Raw genomic sequence first — 17,264 nt, forward strand, 5'->3', positions numbered from 1 at the left:
CACCGCGACCGCACCCAGATCCTGCGTCACCCACGCGCCACCCACACGCGCCAGATACGTCTCCTGCACATGCCCATCAGCCGCGTTCACCGTGAACACACTCGTATACCCGTCATGCACCACCGCGACCGGCTGACCCACCACCGACGGCGTACCCGCCGTCACCGACAGATCCTGCGTCACCCACGCACCACCCAACCGCGCCAGATACGTCTCCTGCACATGCCCATCAGCCGCGTTCACCGTGAACACACTCGTATACCCCTCATGCACCACCGCCTGACCACCCACCACAGACAACGGCACCACAGAACCCCCGCAGTTGTTGCTCTCGCGGGTGACGCTGTAATCGGAGTTGTCGTGGGTGATGCCCGACGGCACGCCGTTGAACCAGGACTCGACATCCCTGCCGTCGGCCTCCTGTTCGTAGTGCAGGTGCGCCGCGCGGGACTTTCCGGTGCTGCCGACCTTGCCGATCTGCTGGCCGATCGTCACCCGCTGACCAACACTGACCATCGGCCACTCGAGCATGTGTAGGTAGAGCGTCTGCCAGCCATTGCCGTGGTCGATCTTCACGTAGTGGCCGCCGCCCCGACCGGGCTGGCCGCCCGGGTTGCTCGGAGTGATGGTGCCCAGTTCACCGTCGATGCCGGCCTTGATGACGGTGCCGCCGAACGAGGCCAGGATCGGACGGCCCCACGCGCTTCCCGACGTGGGGAACATGTCGATCTGATAGTCGTCATGGCCGATGTAGGTGCCGAGACTCCAGGTCTCGCCACAGCTGACCGGAAGTTGGAAAAGGGGACGAGCGCCGGCAGCGTGGCCATCGTTCGGTGCTACGACGAGGAAGCTGAGCGCTGCGACGACAGTGAAGAGCGCGGCGCCGATCCGGCGGCGTAGGAGCACGATAGTGGTCATGGCATCCGTTTCATCGAGGGACTGGGGGCTTCTGCAGGCGTGAGTTGCCGCCCGCAGACCGTTCCGATTGGAACGAGATGCGTTCGAGTCTGGCGGGGCCCGATTGCACGGGGCTGGACCGGCGAGACCCGTACCGGTGTCCTCGACACGGTGTGGCTGAGCAGGTCACCAGCGTGGTTGTCCGGCAGGAACGGGTACGGGAATCACCTCGGTGCGACGCCCGTAGTGTCGTGCCTGCGGGCGTCGACCGGATCCCGATCCCTCCCACTCCATCCGGAGCAGCGCCACGGTTGGGTCCCCTGCGTGCCGGACCGCCGTGCGCTTCGTGACCAGGAGTGGCCGGTGCGCCTGCAGCACCAGCGTCAGTTTGTCCTGGGCTAGCAACGGTGGTGGCTCGCCCAGGCGGGGAAACTGTTCGAATACGGTGACCGTCAGCGCGGAGGGACGGGCTGCCCCGCACCACGGGCAGGCGGGGTTCGCGGCGAGGACGCTCTGACTGCGCGGGCAGACGAGGGCCCCGGCCGGCGGCTTGCAGAACCGAGGCCCACTCCCTGGCGCCGGAGCGAGCCCATGGGTCGGTCATCCAACGGCGGATGCTCGTTGATTTCATCCGTCCACCTCGTACGAGGACTTCGTCGAGAGATGCCGGTCACGCACCGATGAACGGGGGCAGCTGACCTTCGAGCTTTCGCTTCGAGCCGCTTGCGCTGATTTGAGCGCGCTTCGGCGGGCCGCCGGTAGCGGCGGCCCGCCATGCTGCCTGCCGATTAAACCGCAATGTCATGAGGTTGGCGCCCGTGTTAGAAAGCACCATGCATGCTGAATACGATCTGCGTTCGGTCACCGAGGACGAGTTCGCCGCCTGGGCGCGGATGATCGGCGACACCTATGGTGCTGACCGCAGCGAGGAAGAGCTGGCCAACCAACGCGCAGCCACGGACCTGTCCCGTACTGTCGCAGCATTTGACGGTGATATCCCAGTGGCCGGCGCTTCTGTGTATCGGCGGTTGCTCACCGTTCCAGGAGCCGTTGTTCCCGTTGCTGGGATCGCGTCGGTGGCCGTGACGCCTTCCCACCGGCGTCGGGGTCTGTTGACCGCCATGATGCGCGTACTGCTTACGGAGCAATATGAGAAGGGTGGCGAGCCGGTAGCGGTGCTGCGGCCGTCCGAGGCGGCGATCTATGGCCGCTATGGCATCATCCGCCGGGCTCTTTCGCGCGGCTCTGAAACCGGCAAAAAGGGTAAGACGAAAGGCCCGCCGATGCGCCGGCCTCCGCCTGGGTGCCCGCGGGTAGTACGGCAAGGGCGGCCGGTCAGGGGGCAGCCGTCACCGCAGGGGCTGGTCGCGATCACGCGGCCCTGATCGCGGAATGCATAAAGGGTTAATATAAATCTGCTATGCTTCGGGTGTGAGTCGCCGAGACGCCGCGCGCAGCGCTTCCGATGCCATCGGGTCAGCCCTCTACGGTCTGGCCACCAGGGCGGTGCGACGCCTTCCCCGCGACATGAGCCTGACGTCCGCCGCCACCCTGGCCACTCTGGACAAGACCGGCCCACGACGGATCACCGATCTGGCGGTGGCCGAGGGCGTCACCCAGCCCGCGATGACCGTCCTGGTCCGGGTGATGGAGGAAGCCGGGTTGGTCGAGCGGAAGGGTGATCCGTCCGACAAGCGGGTCACCCTGGTATGCCTGACCGAGGCCGGGGCGTCGTACGTCCGGACGCGACGCCAGGCGGGCGTCGACGCGTACGCGCGGTTGATCGACGAACTCACTGGTGACGAGATCGATGCCCTGGCAGCAGCCCTTCCGGCGCTGCTGCATCTGGCGGAGCTCGAAAGTCACGCCCGAGAGGAGTCGGACCGGTGACCGCGGCCCCGGCTGATGACCAGCCCATGAGCACCGCCCCGATACGTTCCGAGGCACGTCTGCTGGTCCCCGCCCTGATGTTCATCGCGCTGGTCGTGGCGGCGGTCGCCAGCCTCGGAACGCCGCTCATCACCAGCGTCGCGACCACATTCCACGTCTCCCTCGACAGTGCGCAGTGGACGCTTACCATCGCCCTGCTCAGCGGCGCCGTCGCCACACCCGTCCTCGGTCGGCTCGGAGCCGGTCCGCGCCGGCGGGCCACGATTCTCGCCACGCTGGCGATCGTCGTCGTCGGCAGCGCGCTCACCGTGCTGCCGCTGCCGTTCGCCTGGCTGCTCGTGGGCAGGGCGGCCCAGGGCGTGGGACTCGGTCTCACGGCGCTGATGATGGGCGTGGCCCGCGACCATCTTCCCGAGGAGCGCAGCGCGTCGACGATCGCCCTGATCTCGGTGGTCTCCATCATCGGAGCAGGCGTCGGCTACCCGCTGGCCGCGCTGCTCGCCGAGTTCGGCGGACTGCGGACCGCGTACGGCCTCGGCCTGCTCGTCACCACCATCGCCTTCGTGACCGCGTGGCGCTCCATGCCCGCAGCTCCCGAAGGCCGCTCGGCGCACGTGAACGTGGGCGGTGCTCTCATGCTGGCCGGTGGACTGCTCCTCGTTCTGTTCCTGGCCGGCGAGAGCAGCCTGTGGAGCCGACACCTCGCCGTGGCGGTGAGCCTTGCCGTCGCCGCCGTACTCCTGCTCTGCGTCTGGACCGTTTCCGAACTGCGAACCACGACGCCAGTGGTCGACGTGCGGGCGGTGCGGCACCCGGCGGTCGCCGGGGCGAACATCGCCATGTTCGTCGGCGGGATCGGCATGTATCTCCTGCTCACGCTCATCACCCGCTACGCGCAGACGCCGCACAGCGCCGGCTACGGCTTCGGACTGACCACCTTCGTGGCGGGGCTGGTCCTCATCCCGTTCTCCGTGCTGGGGTTCGTCGCCGGCAAGCTCACGCCGCGGGTCCGCGAGCGGATCGACGGCCCCCTGCTCCTGGCCGGCAGCGCCGCCATCGTCGGCGGCGGGTTCGTCCTGTTCGCCGTCGCCCGGTCCAACCTGGCCGAACTGCTCGTGGCCATGGGCGTGCTGGGCTTCGGCGTCGGCAGCTTCTCGGCCGCCATGCCCGGAGTCATCCTGGCCGTCACCCCCAGGAGCGAGACGTCGAGCGCCATGAGCTTCAACTACGTCGTCCGCAGCGTCGGATACTCCCTGGGCAGCGCCATCGGCGGTCTGGTCCTGGCCGCCGGCACCGCCACGGGCCGGCTCTTCCCGAACGACGACGCCTACACGACCGCGGCGCTGGTCGGCGTCGCCGCGATGGCGATCACGACAATGGTCAGCCTTGCCCTCGCCCGCCGCCGCTAACCTGAGACCAATCCGAACACAGGAGGTACTCGTGGCCAAGGGCTACTGGGTCAGCGCCTACCGCACCATCTTCGACCCCGAGAAGCTGGCCGCCTACAACAAGTTGGCTGCTCCAGCCGTCCAGGCCGGGGGCGGGCGGGTGCTCGCCCGCGACGGTCGGGTCGTCGCACACGACGCCGGAATCGCCGGGCGCACCATCCTGATCGAGTTCGACAGCTTCGAACAGGCGGTCGCCGCACATGCGAGTGCGGCCTACCAGAAGGCGCTTGCCGCACTTGCCGACGGCGTCGAGCGCGACTTCCGCATCGTCGAAGGCCTCGACTGACGATCGGGGCCGCGTCGGCGACGAACACGAAGCCGCCCGCCGGGGTCGCCCCGTGTCCGCCGAGGAGAGGCGATGACTACCGGAACGACGACCGAGTCCGGGTACGCGTATCGAGGTCACAGGATGCGGCGGATCGGATCGGGCTCGACGGTGCGGCGACGCCATTCCCGGGGGTAGCCCAGGGAGACCTCCTCGAAGCGGACGCCGTCGTACTCAGTGGTGCGGGGGATGTGCAGGTGGCCGTAGACGGCGACCTTCGCGTGGTAGCGGGTGTGCCAGTCGGCTGTGCGGTCGGTGCCGCACCACTGTGCGAAATGCGGGAACCACAGGACGTCCGTGGGCTGCCGGACCAGGGGCCAGTGACTGATCAGGACCGTGGGCGTCGCGGGGTCGAGTGCGTCCAGCCGGCGCTCGGTTTCCCGTAGCCGGCTCCAGCACCACTCTTCCCGACTGGGGTGCGGGTCGGGGTGCAGCAACATCTCGTCGGTGCACACCACCCCGGCGTCGTAGGCGCGGCGCAGCGCCTCCTCCTTGGTGTTCGCGCCCGGGACGCGGAAGGAGTAGTCGTACAGCTGGAACAGCGGTACGACCGTGACCGGACCGCCCTCGCCTCGCCACAGGGGATATTCGTCTTCGGGTGTCAGTACCCCGATGTCGCGGCACGCCCGCACCAGCGCCTGGTAGCGCTGTTCGCCGCGCAGTTGCACCGGGTCGTCAGGATGGGTCCACAGCTCGTGGTTGCCGGGCGTCCAGATCACCTGCTGGAATCGGTCGCGCAGGGTGTGCAGGGCCTTCTCGATGTCGGCGAACAGCTCGCCCACGTCGCCGGCCACGATCAGCCAGTCGTCGGGTGAGGTGGGGCGCATCCGGTCGAGGACGCGGCGGTTCTCGGCGTGCGACACGTGCAGATCGCTGACTGCGAGCAAGGATCCCGTCACATCGAGGATCTTTGCATGATGCCTTCCGATGGACGGTGAGGTGCCCGTCACATCGAGGCCACGGCGGTCAGGATCAGGCCACGGCCCGCGCAGAAGTGACCGTTCAGGACGGTCAGTGCGGGGCCCTCGTCGATCCGGGTGCCGTCCACCAGCAGCGTCGCCGAGAACCTTCCCGCGTCCGAGTCGATGGTCAGGCCAGCTTCCCCGAAGCCCAGCCAGCGGTGGGTCACCGGGAACCGGGCCTTGTAGACCGCGACGGGTGCTGTTCGGCGCTCGAACGACACGGCCAGGTGTGTCTGGGGGGTGAGGGTGGGCTCGGCATGCTGCCGAGCCCACCCGTTTGCGTTCGAGCTTTCTCAGGTGCGGCGGATCTGGCCCTGCGGCTTGCCGGTCTGCGGAGCCCGGATCGGGTCGTGGGCGATGGTGGCCGTGGTCATCAGGCGAGGGAGACGAGCCTGAATTGTTGGTTGGTCTGTCCGTGGCAGTCGTAGAGCTGGATCTGGGCCCCGTTGGCGGTGCTCCAGACGTCGAGGCATCGTCCGGACTGGACGCTGCTGATGGTGCCGTTGGAGTTGACGTTCCACTGTTGGTTGGTCTGTCCGTGGCAGCTGTAGATCTGGACCGCGGCGCCGTTGCCGGTGCCTGCGGCGTCGAGGCACATGGTGCCGTACACCTGTAGTTGTTTGTTCGCGGTGTAGGTCCAGGCCTGGTTGATCTGCCTGTTGCAGTCGTAGAGCGTCACCCGGGTCCCGTTGTTGCGTGAGGCGTTGGGCACGTCGATGCATCGGCCGGACTGGGTGCCGACGATCTGGCTGGCGGAGGTGGGTGGGACTGTCGGCGAAGCGGTGGGAGTCGGCGTGTTGGTGGGGGTCGCCGTCGGGGTGGTCGGCGTGGAGGGCAGCAGGGGACAGGTGCTGCGGTAGGTGACCACGCCGCTGGAGTCCAACAGCGGGCAGAGGAACTGGCTGTACCGGGCGTCGTTGTCGACGAACATCTTGACGAACGGCAGCATGGTCCGGACCAGCACCGGGTTCGACCGTCCGACCATGAACCCGTGGTCCGCGCCGGCTACCTCCAGGTACGCGCTCTCGGTCGTGGCCGGGAGGCTGTTGTACAGGCCGGTGGCGTAGGACGGGGTGACCACCGTGTCCGCCTGCCCAGCGAAGATCATCGTGGGCACCCGGTCGTTGGCCAGGTTCGACGACGGCGAGTACGGCGCGATGCCGACCGCGGCCTTCAACGACGAGCGCCGGATTGCCGCGCTCAGCGCGCCACCGCCGCCCATGGAGTGGCCGGCGACCGCCAACCGGGTGGGGTCGACGCGGTCGCGTACGGGGCTCTGCTGCGTCAGGTAGTCCAGCGCGGCGAGCAACTGGGTGCCCCGGGCGGTGTCGAAGTCATTGCGGCTGTTGGTCTCGATGCCGATCACGACGAAGCCGTGGGAGGCGAGCCACGGTCCCATCCAGGCCAGCTCGGCGGAGAACAACGCCGTGTAGCCGGGCGAGATCGCGATGGCCCCGAAGGTCCCCTGGCTGGTGTCGGTCGGGTAGTAGATCCGGCCACCGTTGAAGCCGTACCCGGTCGGGACGCTTACCGACGTGTTGGCGAAGGGGCCGTTCACGGCCGTGACGCTGCTCCGGGTGGGGTCCGGGCCCCGCTGGTACGGGTTGTCGGCGGCGGACGCCGACCCGGTCGCCATCGTCATGGTGAACAACCCGACCGCGGCGGCGATCCCGGCCGCGGCGAGCTTGAACAGCCGTCCCCGAAAACGGGGGGACACCCGGTCGGCGTGGGTATCCCCCGAGGGCGGCGGGTGGTTGGCGTGTCCTCGCACTGTCGGTACCTCCTGGTGGTGGGTGAGCGCGGGGCGGGCGGGCTCGGTCGTCTGCCGAACCCGCCCGCCCCGACGTTGTCCGATCGTCAGCGTTGCAGCGTCAGCGGACCCGGCCGGTACGGCGGAAGGCCGTAGTCGCCACCGGAGCTGCGCGGCTCGGTCGCGTCGATCTTCATTTCGTTCTCGGGAGTGACCGCGTTGAACTCGACGACCAGGGTCGCAACTATCGCGGCTGTTCCGGAAATAGCCAGGGTTCGGAATCGAGTGTGCCGAGCGAGACGGTTCCGGGAAATCATGCTGATCCTCCGGTGGCAGAGCCTTGGCGCCGATCGAGGAAGCGCCGCGCGTGCGGCGCCCCCAGCGGAAAGGATCTTGTTAACGTTCACATTGATCGATGGCTCTCAGGCTGGCAGAAATTTCCAGGATATTCAACCGGTAGTTTCGGGCCTGTTACGAATCAGGGCGGCGCGCTTCGCAGCTGTTGGAGGGCCTCGACGTGAGGCGCTGCGAGCCGACGCCGAACTCCAGACCAGCTCTGTCGACGGCTTGAACATCGTGTCGGTACGCTGCACGTCAATGACGCCTGTGAATCCGAGGAGGCACGATGTCGCGCCGGACAGGCAAGCCTTCCTACCTGTCGTCACGCTCCGACAGCCGCAGGCAGCGGATTACTCGTCTGGCCGCGGCGGGCGCGGGGCTCGTCGTGGCGGCGAGCATGCTCGGCGGCGGGATCGGCTACGGCATCGGGCGGCCGGATGCCACCGAGGCGAGCATTGCCGACCTGCGTCGAGCGGAGGCCAAGCGGGACCTGCAGCAGATCGCCGACCTCACCGCGCTGGCCCGTCGGACCAGTGATCAGATCTCGCCCGTCCTCGCCGCCCTCGGGGCTGGCCGCACGACCGGGCCGGCGCCTGACCCGGGTCAGGCCCGGCAGTGGCAACAGGCCGTGCGCGCCGCCGCCGAACCCTTCGCCAACCCGCCGTCAGGCACCACCGCCACGAACGTGGCCCGGGGTGGCCTGCGCAGCGCTGTGGATCAGGCTGCCGTGGCGGTGGACACGTACGCCCTGGCCGCGAACTCGCCGTCGGCCGACCGCAAGGCGCTGACGGACCTCGCGGCACGGCAGGCGACCCTCGCGGCCACCACCTGGTCGGTGGCCGCGACCCAACTCGACCAGGTCAACATCGACGCGGGGCACGGTCACCAACATGTCTATCTCGACACCGGCAAGGACAGCGGCGCCCTCACGCCCGACCAGGAAGCCGAGGGCACCGGAGGTTGAGCCGGTACGCCCCTGACCCCGCCGGGGCGTAGCTGCGGCAGCCCGGAGCCGGGTGCGGCTCAGGCCACCCACCCCCCGAGGAGCCGCGAGAGCACTGCTGGGTTCGTTACCTTCGTGGCGTGACCGAATACGCCACTCTGCTGCACGCCTACGGCCTCGCCGTGGACACCCCTGGCCACCTGGCGGCGCTCGCCGGCGACGACCCGGCTGCCCGCGCGAGGGCGCTCGAGCATCTGTGGTCGGCGATCATCCACCAGGGGACACCGTGGACCGCGACCCCGCCGGCAGCCCTTGAGGTGGCCGCGCTGCTCTCCGACCCGCGGGTGACCGATCCCGGCCTGCGTGCCGAATTGCTCAACTTCCTGGCCGCGGTGGCCGAGGCGGGTCGCATGACGGTCGAGGGGCTGTCCGAGCCGGACTTCGACGTGGATGCTGTTCTGGCAGAGGTGCTCCGCGGCGGGGACGAGGAGGCGATCTGGGAGGACGAACGGCTGCCGGACGCCCTTTACCTCCGGGCCGTGCTCGGTTGCCAACAGATCGTGCCGGCATTGCTGGCGACGGCCACCGCGGCGTTGTCCGATCCGTCCCCACAGGTCCGGGCTGCGGCCGCGTACACGATCGGCGCCTGCGGTGGGGGTGACGCCTCTCGTTTGGAGCAGCTGGCGGAGGCGGCCGCGCCGGACGAGCGAGCGGCCCTGGTCCTGGCCATCGGTGACCTCGGCATCGCGCCTCGCCGTCATCTCCAAGATCCTCATCCGGGTGTACGCGCCTGCGCAGCCCTCGCCCCCGCCCTGGCCGGCGACCCCGCCGCGACGGCCGAACTGCTCGCGGCCCTGGACGACCCGACCGCCGCGGACGACTGGTTCACCAATCAGCCGCCCCGGATGCCCACGCGGATCCGGTTCTTCCTGCTGGCGGCCGCGATCGACCGGCTCTCCGCGCCCGACCCGCTGCTCCCAGCGGCCGTGCGGCTCGCCGGGGTTGCCACCGGGCACACCTGCGACCAGGACTGGGGCCTGCTGCTGCGGACCTTCTTCGCCGGGTACGCAGGCGGGCCTCTTACCGTGGTCCAGCGCGCATACCTGAGCGCGCTCACCGCCAATCCGGACCTGTGGAACCCCACCCACGGCAACGCCGCCCTGGCCTTCCGCGACGCCGGCCTGCCCTACGACCGCGAGGCATGCCGCGCCCTGGCCTAGCCTTCGCGTTGCGCCGCCTGATCGTGCTGGTGCTCGTCGCCGTCCTGCCGGCGCTCGTCGCGAACACATACACCGCCCGGGCCCGGAGCCACCGGCTCCGGGCCTGGCTGTCCGCTGTCAGACGCCCGCAAGTCTCCGAGGCGATGGGCGCAGGTACACGAACCAGGTGATGACGAAGCAGATCGCGTAGAAGGCGATGAAGGCGATGTAGGCCGCGTCCGCGGTCCTGTAGGCCAGGAAAGACTGCCGGAAGGCAAGGTTGACGAGGACTCCGCCGAACGCGCCGATGGCGCCGGCGACGCCGATGAGCGCGCCGGAGAGGCGTCGCGCCTCGTGCTCCGCCGCCCGGTCGTGCGGGTCGGCCGCACCGCCGGCGGTCGGCCGCACACCGCACCTGGCCCGGAAGATCGCCGGGATCATCTTGTACGTCGAGCCGTTGCCGATGCCGCTGAACACGAACAGCGCGATGAAGCCGACCAGGTACAGCGGCAGCGAACGTTGCTGGGAGGCGAGCAGGACGACCGACGCGCCGGCCGCCATCGCCACGAAGTTCACGAAGGTGACACGGGCGCCGCCGAGCCGGTCGGCCAGGACACCGCCCACGGGACGGATGAGCGAGCCGAGCAGCGGTCCGAGGAACGTCAGGTACGCGGCCTTCACCGGGGTGTCGAAGGTGTCGGCGAACTGCACCTGGAGCACCTGGCCGAAGGCGAACCCGAAGCCGATGAACGATCCGAACGTGCCGATGTAGAGCAGGGACATGATCCAGGTGTGCGGTTCGCGGGTGACGTCGCGCATGGCCCGTTTCTCGTTGCGGGCATGGCTGAGGTTGTCCATGTACATCGCGGAACCGAGTGCGGCAAGCACGATCGCCGGCAGGTAGATGCCGGCGACGATACCGGGGCTGGCCGTCCCCAGGACCGCAAGCACGAACAGGCCGACGAGTTGGACCGCCGCGACGCCGAGGTTGCCGCCGCCGGCGTTGATGCCGAGCGCCCAGCCCTTGAGTCGGTCGGGGTAGTACGCGTTGATGTTGGCCATCGAGGAGGCGAAGTTCCCGCCGCCGACGCCGGCCAGCGCGGCGATGAGCACAAGCGTCGAGTACGAGACGCCGGGCCGGATCAGGAAGGCGCCGAGCAGGCTCGGGATCAGCAGCAGCGACGCGCTGATGATCGTCCAGTTGCGGCCGCCGAACCGGGCCACGGCAAGGGTGTACGGAATCCGCAGCACCGACCCGACAAGTGCGGGCACGGCGGTGAGCAGGAATTTCCCCGCCGGATCGATGCCGTACCGCGGCCCGAGAAACAGCACCAGTACCGACCACATCGTCCAGATGGAGAAGCCGATGTGTTCGGAGTAGATGGAGAAGATCAGGTTGCGCCGGGCGATGCGGGATCCCCGGCGTTCCCAGAAGATGGGGTCCTCGGGCCGCCAGTCGTCGATCCAGTGGCCGCGAAGGGTCAGGCTGCGCCGGTCCTGCTCGATGCTGCCGGGCACGGCCGTGGTCATGGTTCCTCCCAGGTGAGTCCTCGGTCCGCTCGACACCGTGACTGATTCGCTCCTCATGCCGACGGCAGACCCACCACCAGGCTTCCGTCGGCGTCGGCACGGACCGGATACACGGTGAGTGGGGACTGGCCGGTGGTCGAACAGCCGGTCGCCAACTCGAAGGTGTTCTGGTGCAGGGGGCAGACGACGACAGTCATGTCCACCAGGCCGTCCGCGAGCGGCCCGCCGGCGTGCGGGCAGACCGCCGACACCGCGCGCAGGCTGCCGTCGCGCAGCCGGAAGATCGCGATCATGTCGTCACCCACGGCGTACGCGCGCCCCTCCCCGAGGGGGATCTCGTCGACCGGCCCGAGCCGGTGTTCCACGGCGATGAGCCTGGCCATCACGCACCCCTCGCGGAAGCTGGGCCGGCGCCGTTCCCGTTGTGCCCGTTGCCACCGTGCCCGTTGCCGGCCGAGCCGCCGCCCGGCACGGCGGAGCCGATCGACGGCACCACCGGCCCCGGGACAGAGACCGGTACGGCCTCGCGGACCGGCACCTGAGGCAGGACCGCCAGCGGCAGGGAGGTGCGGAACTGCCCCGGGGTGACCGGGTCGCGCCGTTCCAGCCACGGATCCCGGTACGCGGCCACGGAGGCAGCCATGGCCGCGTCGAGCCGCGCCGCGATGCCGTCGCTGTCGTCGACGACCACCGCCCGGATGTGGTCGATGCCGAGCCGGGGCACCCACGCGTACGTGCGTTCCAACCAGTTCGCGCTCTCCCGGTAGTACTGGAGGAACCGGCCGGTAAGCGTGATGACCTCGTCGGGGGAGTCGACGACGGCGAGGAGGTCCCCCTTGCGTACGTGGGCGCCGGCGGCCCCGCCGACGTAGATCTCCCACCTGCCGCCGTCGATGGCGACCACACCGAGATCCTTCACGTACGCCTCGGCGCAGTTGCGGGGGCAGCCGGTGACGGCGAGCTTCATCTTGCCGGGGCCCTCGATGGCCTTGAACCGGTCCTCGATCGCGATGCCGAGAGCGGTGGAGTCGCCGACGCCGAAGCGGCAGAAGTCGGAGCCGACGCAGGTCTTGACCGTGCGGAAGCTCTTGCCGTACGCGTAGCCGGACGGCATGTCGAGGTCCGCCCACACGTTCGGCAGGTCCTCCTTGCGGATGCCGAGCAGGTCGATGCGCTGGCCGCCGGTGATCTTCACAAGTGGTACGGAGTACTTCTCGGCCACCTCGGCGATCCGCTTGAGCTGCGCCGGTGTGGTCACGCCGCCCTTGATCTGGGGGACTACCGAGAAGGTGCCGTCTCGCTGGATGTTGGCGTGCACCCGGTCGTTGATGAAGCGGGCGTCGCGTTCGTCGACGTACTCGTCGCCCCACATCATCCGCAGCAGCGAGGCCAGGCCCATCTTGCTCTTCGCGTCCTCCTCGCCACCCCGCACGAGGGTGGCGAACACCGCAGAGACGGATTTCAGGCCGTGTTCGCGGATCGCCGCCATCAGCTCCGCCTTGGGCATCGGCACACCGGGGACGTACCAGCTCGCGGCCGGATCGTCCTCGACCTCGCCGTCGGCGGCCCACTCGACGATCTGGGCGACCAGGCTCTTGCACGACCCGCAGCCCTTGCCGGCACGGGTGGCGTCCATGACCCCGGTGAGCGTCTTCACGCCGCCCTGCACGGTGCCGACAAGCGCCCGCTTGGTGACGCCGTTGCAGTTGCACACCTGCACGTCGTCGCCGAGCTCCGCGGCACTCACCTCGGCCGACGGCGCGCCGAGGTCGAACAACATCTCCACCCGCTCCTTCGGCAGGGCGAGCCCACGGTCGAAGGCCTGCATGAGGAACGCGACCTTCCGCACGTCGCCGAGGAGAGTCGCGCCGACGAGGCGGTCGTCGCGGATGATGATGCTCTTGTAGACGCCCCTGCGCGGCTCGGCGAAGACGACAGTCTCGTCGTCGTCGCGCTCGGCCTCCTTCAGGCCCATCGAGGCGACGTCCACGCCCGCCACCTTGAGCTTCGTGGCCAGCCGAGAGCCGTGGTAGGCAGCGTTCGGGTTCGTCCCGGTGATGTGGTCGGCGAGCACCCGCGCCTGCTCCCACAGCGGAGCCACCAGGCCGTACGTCTCGCCGCGGTGCTGGGCGCACTCGCCGACCGAGTAGATGTCGACCTCGTCCTGCACGCGCATCTGGTCGTCGACGACGATGCCCCGCTCCACCGGCAGCCCGCTTGTCGCGGCCATCTCGGCGTTCGCCCGGATGCCGGCGGCCACGACGACGACGTCGCAGGCCACGGTCCGACCGTCCTTGAGCTTGACCCCCGTCACGGCGTGCTTGCCGAGCACCTCGGTGGTGTGCGCGCCGAGGACGACCTCGATGCCTAGTCGCTCGATGCTGCGCCGCAGGATCGCGCCCGCCTGAGCGTCCAGCTGAGCGTTCATCAGATGGCCGGCGGCGTGCACCAGGGTCACGTGGGCCAGGTGGTTCTGGAGGCCGCGGGCGGCCTCCAGACCGAGCAGACCCCCACCGATCACCACCGCGCGCTCGTGCTCGCGGGCGTACCGGATCATGTTGCGGGTGTCGTCGATGGTGCGGAACGCGAACACTCCCTGGTGGTAGCCGCGCCCAGGGCGGTGGATGCCGGGAATCGACGGAACGAACGTCCGGCTGCCGGTGGCGATGATCAGCTTGTCGTACGGCGTCTCGGTGCCGTCGTCCGCGTAGATCCGTCGCGCGAAGCGGTCGATGCGGGTGACCCGGGTGCCGACGTGCAGGGTGATGCCGTTCTCGGCGTACCACGACATGTCGTTGAGGAAGATGCCCGCTTCGTCGTCGACCCCGGAGAGCACGTTGGAGAGCAGGATGCGGTTGTAGTTGCCGTACGGCTCCTCGCCGAACATCGTGATGGCGAACTGGTCGCCACCGCCGCGTTCGAGGATCTCCTCGACCGTGCGGGCGCCGGCCATCCCGTTGCCCACCACGACGAGGCGCCGGCGCTTGTCGACGGCGTCCATCAGACCTCGACCAACCCCAGGTCGACGATCACGGTGCCGGACACCCCGGCGGGCGCCGCCACGTGCACCTCGATACCGGTGCCGGAGTCGAGGTCCTCGACCACCCGCAGCGGGACGTGGACGTCGGACTTGGCGCCGATCGGGAAGTACCGCATCGGCTGGCCGTCGCGCATGAGCAGGACACAGATCAGCTCGTCACTGGCATTGCCGCCTCGGAAGTAGACCGGCTGGGCGACGACGCCGCCCGGCACCACGTAGCTGAGCGTGCCGTCGACGAGGCCGGGCCGGTCGAGGCCCTTGCCCTCGAAGCTGTAGACGCCTTGCAAGAAACGGGGAGTGGTGTGCACGGCGACGCTCCCTTGCTCAAAGAGATGCTGGATTGGGCGGTGGATTGGTCAACAGATCGGTGTCGTCCGGGCCGCCCGCGCGCGCGATCGACACCGCGCAGGATTTGAAGGCCGGCATCCGCGAATGACGGTCCAGCGTCGGGTCGGTAAGCGCGTTCACGGAGGAGCTGCCGGCCCAGTGGAACGGCGCGAAGATGGTGTCGCGTCGGATGCCGTTGGTGAGGCGCGCACGGAAGAGAGCCCGCCCGCGCCGGCTGCGCAGTTCCACCACGTCGTTGTCGGCGATGCCGTGCCGGCGGGCGAGGTCCGGGTGCAGCTCCGCCCGGGCGTCCGGCAGCGCCATGGTCAGAGCGCCGACCCTGCGGGTCTGGTTGCCGCTCTGGTACTGCTGCATGTTGCGGCCGGTGGTCAGCACGTACGGGTAGTCGGCGTCGGGCAGTTCCGCCGGATCGCGGTGCTCCACCCGGAAGAACCTCGCCCGGCCGTCGGCGGTCGGGAACCGGTCGGTGAACAGCCGGGGCGTACCGGGATGGTCCTCGCTCGGGCACGGCCAGAAGACCCCCTGCTCCGCCTCGATGCGCTCGTACGTGATGCCGGCGTAGTCGGCCGTCCCGCCGGCGCTGGCCCGGCGCAGCTCGTCGAAGACGCGGCGCGGATCGTCGTCGAAGTAGCGGCCGCGCCCGAGCCGGCCGGCGAGGTCGGCGAGCATCCGCAGGTCGGTGCGGACCTGCGGCGGCGGCGACAGGGCCCGCTTACGGCGAATGACGCGCCCCTCCAGATTCGTCATCGTGCCGTCCTCCTCCGCCCACTGCGCCGTGGGCAGCACCACGTCGGCCACGGCTGCGGTCTCGGAGAGGAAGATGTCGGAGACGACAAGCAGGTCCAGTGCCCGCAGCCGGTCCATCACCCGGTTGGTGTGCGGTGCCGACACGGCGATGTTGCTGGCGAGCACGAGCAGCACGCGTACCCCGTCGTCGGTCCCGAGCCGGTCGAGCATCTCCCACGCCGACCGGCCCGGCCGGGGCAACTCGTCCGGGTCGATGCCCCAGACGGCCGCGACGTGCGCGCGCGCCGCGGGGTCGTCCAGGCGTCGGTAGCCGGGCAGTTGATCGGCTTTCTGCCCGTGCTCGCGGCCACCCTGCCCGTTGCCCTGCCCGGTGATCGTGCCGTAGCCGGAGAAGGGCCGTCCGGGAAGGCCCAGGGCGAGGGCGAGATTGAGGTACGCCTGCGCGGTGTCCGTGCCGTTGCTGTGCTGCTCGGCGCCGCGAGCGGTGAGCACCATCGCCGACGTCGCGGTCGCCAGCAGCCGTACCGTTTCCCGCAGGTCCCGTTCCGGTACGCCGGTCATCCGCTCCACCCGGTCCGGCCAGTACGCCGCGACGGTGGCCCGGACCACGTCGAACCCGCTCGTACGGTCGCGCACGTACGTCTCGTCGACCAGGCCCTCGCGGATCGCGATGTGCAGCAGCCCGTTCGCCAGGGCGAGGTCCGTGCCCGGGAGTGGTTGCAGGTGCAGATGAGCACCCCCCGCGGTGGTCGTCCGGCGGGGGTCGACGACGACGTGCCGCGCGCCGGCGGCCCGACCGGCGTCGAAGTACTGCATGGACGGCGGCAGCGCGTCCGCCGGATTCGCGCCGACCAGCAGCACGGCCTGCGCCTGGGCGATGTCGGCCAGGGGGAACGGCAGGCCCCGGTCGATCCCGAGGGAGCGGTTGGAGGCGGTCGCCGCGGACGACATGCAGAACCGGCCGTTGTAGTCGATCGACGCCGACCGCAGCGCCACCCGGACGAACTTGCCCAGCGCGTACGCCTTCTCGTTTGTCAGCCCGCCGCCACCGAAGGCCCCGACGCTGTCGGGGCCGTACCGGTGTTGGCTGGTACGGATGGCGTCGACGATGCGGTCGAGGGCCTCGTCCCAGCCTGCCGGTCGCAACGGGCTGGTGCGGTCGGCGGGATCCTTGCGGACGAGCGGGCTCAGCAGCCGGTCACTGTGGTCGAGAAGGTCGGCAGCCGTCCAGCCCTTGGCGCACAGACCGCCCCTGTTGACCGGGAATTCGGTGGGCGCCAGCCGAGGCGGCCCGTCGCCGGTCGTCAGGGAGATCCCGCACTGCATGGCGCAGTAGGGGCAGTGCGTATCGATCATGGGCGATGCGCTCACCCGTCCGATGCTTGCCGGGCACTGTTTCCGATCCATACCGGGGTCGTAACGCTCTGCGACCCGCGGGCCGCCAGGAGATCGCCCGCGACATCGAGAGAGAAGGCCAGCCCCCGGCCCGGCCGCCCGGTGCGACGTTCAGTTCTCGGGCAGCCGCAGCCGCGCGATGCGGCGATCGCCGTCCAGGGCGCGCATCGCCCGGGCCAGCGTCGCGGCGTGCAGCTCGTCCTCGCCGCGTTCGAGCATGGTCTCCGCGGCCACGCCTATCGCCCTGGCCTCCGCCGCCAGCGCCTGCGCGGCAAGGACGCAACCCCGTGCGTCGAAGTGACCGCTGTCCCGGGCTGGGTTGAGCCGGGCCACCAGGTCGATGATGCGCAGGTAGCGGTCCACGAGTTCCTGCTCGGCGCGCGTCAGCGCGGGGAGCTCTCGTTCCGTCATCGCATTCCTCCCGAGGGCATCCCGCGTACGGGGCGGGGGC

Annotated in this window: 16 protein-coding genes; 6 read left to right on the plus strand and 10 right to left on the minus strand. The window is 69.6% G+C overall.

The window, feature by feature from the left end:
• Positions 1–918, minus strand: a 918-nt coding sequence (locus ACLQ26_RS25745; protein ID WP_425746873.1) for a M23 family metallopeptidase, incomplete at its 3' end; no start/stop codon positions are given.
• A 797-nt stretch (positions 919–1,715) separates the two neighbouring features.
• Here ACLQ26_RS25745 and ACLQ26_RS25750 point away from each other — a divergent pair.
• The 4 genes from ACLQ26_RS25750 to ACLQ26_RS25765 are packed head-to-tail and all read left to right on the plus strand — an operon-like array spanning position 1,716 to position 4,521.
• Positions 1,716–2,282, plus strand: a complete 567-nt coding sequence (locus ACLQ26_RS25750; RefSeq protein WP_425746874.1) for a GNAT family N-acetyltransferase — start codon at positions 1,716–1,718, stop codon at positions 2,280–2,282.
• A 46-nt stretch (positions 2,283–2,328) separates the two neighbouring features.
• A complete protein-coding gene (locus ACLQ26_RS25755) occupies positions 2,329–2,787 on the plus strand; it encodes a MarR family winged helix-turn-helix transcriptional regulator (RefSeq protein ID WP_425746875.1) in 459 nt (152 codons plus the stop codon).
• 26 nt (positions 2,788–2,813) lie between these two features.
• Positions 2,814–4,196 (plus strand): MFS transporter, encoded by a 1,383-nt coding sequence (locus tag ACLQ26_RS25760; protein ID WP_425746876.1) that lies wholly within the window; start codon positions 2,814–2,816, stop codon positions 4,194–4,196.
• A 31-nt stretch (positions 4,197–4,227) separates the two neighbouring features.
• Positions 4,228–4,521 carry a DUF1330 domain-containing protein gene (locus ACLQ26_RS25765; RefSeq protein ID WP_425746877.1) on the plus strand — a complete coding sequence of 98 codons (294 nt, stop codon included), beginning with the start codon at positions 4,228–4,230 and terminating at the stop codon, positions 4,519–4,521.
• A 116-nt stretch (positions 4,522–4,637) separates the two neighbouring features.
• Here ACLQ26_RS25765 and ACLQ26_RS25770 read toward each other — a convergent pair whose 3' ends face one another.
• From ACLQ26_RS25770 to ACLQ26_RS25780, 3 genes are all read right to left on the minus strand, one after another.
• The gene (locus tag ACLQ26_RS25770; protein ID WP_425746878.1) at positions 4,638–5,459 is read right to left on the minus strand and encodes a metallophosphoesterase family protein; all 822 of its coding nucleotides are present in this window, start codon (positions 5,457–5,459) and stop codon (positions 4,638–4,640) included.
• A gap of 47 nt (positions 5,460–5,506) precedes the next feature.
• Positions 5,507–5,743: a hypothetical protein gene (locus ACLQ26_RS25775; protein ID WP_425746879.1), complete on the minus strand. Its 237-nt coding sequence runs from the start codon at positions 5,741–5,743 to the stop codon at positions 5,507–5,509.
• Positions 5,744–5,895: 152 nt separating this feature from the next.
• Complete coding sequence (locus ACLQ26_RS25780; RefSeq protein WP_425746880.1) at positions 5,896–7,239, minus strand: ricin-type beta-trefoil lectin domain protein; 1,344 nt, start codon at positions 7,237–7,239, stop codon at positions 5,896–5,898.
• Between the two features lie 658 nt (positions 7,240–7,897).
• Between ACLQ26_RS25780 and ACLQ26_RS25785 the strand changes: the two genes are divergently transcribed.
• Both ACLQ26_RS25785 and ACLQ26_RS25790 read left to right on the plus strand, forming a co-directional pair.
• Positions 7,898–8,575 (plus strand): hypothetical protein, encoded by a 678-nt coding sequence (locus ACLQ26_RS25785; RefSeq protein ID WP_425746881.1) that lies wholly within the window; start codon positions 7,898–7,900, stop codon positions 8,573–8,575.
• A gap of 119 nt (positions 8,576–8,694) precedes the next feature.
• Positions 8,695–9,774 carry a hypothetical protein gene (locus ACLQ26_RS25790; RefSeq protein WP_425746882.1) on the plus strand — a complete coding sequence of 360 codons (1,080 nt, stop codon included), beginning with the start codon at positions 8,695–8,697 and terminating at the stop codon, positions 9,772–9,774.
• Positions 9,775–9,891: 117 nt separating this feature from the next.
• On the opposite strand, the gene ACLQ26_RS25795 is transcribed toward ACLQ26_RS25790, so the two are convergent.
• From ACLQ26_RS25795 to ACLQ26_RS25820, 6 genes are all read right to left on the minus strand, one after another.
• Positions 9,892–11,283, minus strand: coding sequence for a nitrate/nitrite transporter (locus tag ACLQ26_RS25795; protein WP_425746883.1), 1,392 nt, complete (start codon positions 11,281–11,283; stop codon positions 9,892–9,894).
• Between the two features lie 53 nt (positions 11,284–11,336).
• Positions 11,337–11,666: a Rieske (2Fe-2S) protein gene (locus ACLQ26_RS25800; protein WP_363683678.1), complete on the minus strand. Its 330-nt coding sequence runs from the start codon at positions 11,664–11,666 to the stop codon at positions 11,337–11,339.
• Complete coding sequence (gene nirB / locus ACLQ26_RS25805) at positions 11,666–14,284, minus strand: nitrite reductase large subunit NirB (protein WP_425746884.1); 2,619 nt, start codon at positions 14,282–14,284, stop codon at positions 11,666–11,668. Before nirB ends, ACLQ26_RS25800 begins: the two co-directional genes overlap by 1 nt.
• On the minus strand, positions 14,284–14,631 hold the full coding sequence (locus tag ACLQ26_RS25810) for a molybdopterin oxidoreductase (protein WP_196924121.1): 348 nt from the start codon (positions 14,629–14,631) through the stop codon (positions 14,284–14,286). The genes nirB and ACLQ26_RS25810 overlap by 1 nt, the downstream gene beginning before the upstream one ends.
• 16 nt (positions 14,632–14,647) lie before the next feature.
• The gene (locus tag ACLQ26_RS25815) at positions 14,648–16,774 is read right to left on the minus strand and encodes a molybdopterin oxidoreductase family protein (RefSeq protein ID WP_425747033.1); all 2,127 of its coding nucleotides are present in this window, start codon (positions 16,772–16,774) and stop codon (positions 14,648–14,650) included.
• Between the two features lie 150 nt (positions 16,775–16,924).
• Positions 16,925–17,224, minus strand: coding sequence for a hypothetical protein (locus ACLQ26_RS25820; RefSeq protein WP_425746885.1), 300 nt, complete (start codon positions 17,222–17,224; stop codon positions 16,925–16,927).
• Positions 17,225–17,264 lie beyond the last annotated feature (40 nt).

It is taken from the genome of Micromonospora sp. DT43 (assembly GCF_049841645.1).
Taxonomy (GTDB): domain Bacteria; phylum Actinomycetota; class Actinomycetes; order Mycobacteriales; family Micromonosporaceae; genus Micromonospora.